This window comes from Motilibacter deserti (genome assembly GCF_011250635.1).
Classification (GTDB): domain Bacteria; phylum Actinomycetota; class Actinomycetes; order Motilibacterales; family Motilibacteraceae; genus Motilibacter_A; species Motilibacter_A deserti.
Map to the genome: position 1 here is coordinate 1 of NZ_JAANNP010000212.1, position 1,797 is coordinate 1,797.

2 protein-coding genes are annotated in these 1,797 nt (G+C 75.1%); one reads left to right on the forward strand and one right to left on the reverse strand.

What is annotated here, in order from left to right:
- Positions 1-1,075 (forward strand): putative bifunctional diguanylate cyclase/phosphodiesterase (locus tag G9H71_RS22490; protein WP_166284979.1); only part of this gene is annotated, 1,075 nt, incomplete at its 5' end.
- A 7-nt stretch (positions 1,076-1,082) separates the two neighbouring features.
- Here the strand turns inward: G9H71_RS22490 and def are convergent.
- Positions 1,083-1,607: a peptide deformylase gene (gene def / locus G9H71_RS22495; RefSeq protein WP_166284980.1), complete on the reverse strand. Its 525-nt coding sequence runs from the start codon at positions 1,605-1,607 to the stop codon at positions 1,083-1,085.
- Positions 1,608-1,797: the final 190 nt, after the last annotated feature.

Below are 1,797 nucleotides of genomic sequence, written 5' to 3' on the forward strand. Positions count from 1 at the left end.
CGGGCCGGCGGGGGCGGCGGCGCTCGCGCGGCGGGTGCTCGAGGTGCTCCGCGTGCCGTACGACGCCGACGGGGTCACGCTCGTGCCCAGCGCGAGCGTCGGCGTCAGCACCTGCAGCGACGGGCAGCGCTCCGCGGCCGAGCTGTTCCGCGAGGCCGACCTGGCGCTCTACCGGGCCAAGGAGAACGGGCGCGACCGCTTCGCGCTCTTCGACGCCGAGCTGCGCCAGGAGGTGGACGAGCGCCTCGACGCCGAGCAGACGCTCCGCCGCGCCCTGGACGAGCGCCGCCTCGTGCTGCTCTTCCAGCCCGTCGTGAGCCTGCTCGACGGCACCGTCCGGGCCGTGGAGGCGCTCGTGCGCATCGACGAGCCCGGCCGCGGCCTGCTCCCGCCCGCGGCGTTCATCGAGGTGGCCGAGGAGAGCGGCCTCATCGCCGAGCTGGACAGCCAGGTGGTGGAGGCGGCCGTCGAGCAGGTCGCGGCCTGGCGGGCCTTGGGCTGCACCACCCGCGTCAGCGTCAACGTCTCCCCCCGCACGCTGCAGCTGCCGCACTACGCCCGGCGGCTCGAGCGGGCGCTCACGCGCTTCCCCGCAGCGACGGGCGAGCTGCTGATAGAGCTGACCGAGCGCAGCCTGCTGGGCGGCAGCGCTGTGGTGGAGCAGTCGCTGCGCCGGCTGCGCGAGCTCGGCGCCCACCTCGCCGTCGACGACTTCGGGACCGGCTACTCGGCCCTGGCCTACCTTGGCCAGTTCGACCTCAACGCGCTCAAGATCGACCGCTCGTTCGTCGCCCGCCTCGGCACCCGGCAGGGCGACGCGGTCGTCGCGGCCGTCATCGACCTCGCGCACGCGCACGACCTCATCGTGGTCGCCGAGGGCGTGGAGACGTACGGCCAGGCCGCACTGCTGCGCGCGATGGGCTGCGACCGCGCCCAGGGATATCTGTTCGGACGCCCGATGCCCGCAGAACGCGTCCCCGCGCTGCGCACCGTCGCGCTCGAGCCGGCCGAGCTCGCGCCCACTGCGCTGCCCGTCCTCGGCGCGCACGCGATGCGGGCGCGCCGCGCGGGCTGACCACGGGTCAGGCGGGCGGCTCGCCCCACTCCGGCGTGCCCATCGCGTCGAGCAGCTTGCGCCGCGTCCGCTTCGGCAGCCGGTCGACGTAGACGATGCCGTCGAGGTGGTCGTACTCGTGCTGCAGGCAGCGGGCCAGCAGGCCGGTCCCCTCGACCCGCACGGGCTTGCCGAACTCGTCGAACCCGCTCACCGCCGCCCACGCCGGGCGCGGCACGACGTTCCAGACGCCGGGGACCGACAGGCAGCCCTCCTCGGACTCGTCGAGCTCGCGCTCCTCGCTCACCTCGAGCACCGGGTTCACGAGCGTCGCCACGACGTTCTCGCCGTCAGGGCCGGGGCAGTCGATGACGAAGACCCGCAGCCCGACGCCGATCTGCGGCCCGGCCACCCCGACGCCGTCGGCCGCGGCCATGCTGGCCCGCATGCGCTCGGCGAGCGCCACCAGCTCGTCGTCGAAGCGCTCGACCGGCTGGGCGGTGCGGTGGAGGACGGGGTTGCCGTAGCGGGTGATGAGCGGGGCGTCTGCCATAGCGGACCAGGGTAGGGCGGGGCGGGCAGGGCAGGCTGTCCCCGTGATCGCGACACCTCCTGCCGGCCCCCGCACGCTCGTCGTCGACTGCGGCGGGACAGGCATCAAGGCGACCGTCCTCGGCCCGGACGGGAAGATGGTCGCGCCGCGCGTGCGCGTCCCCACGCCGTACCCGTGCCCCACGGATGTG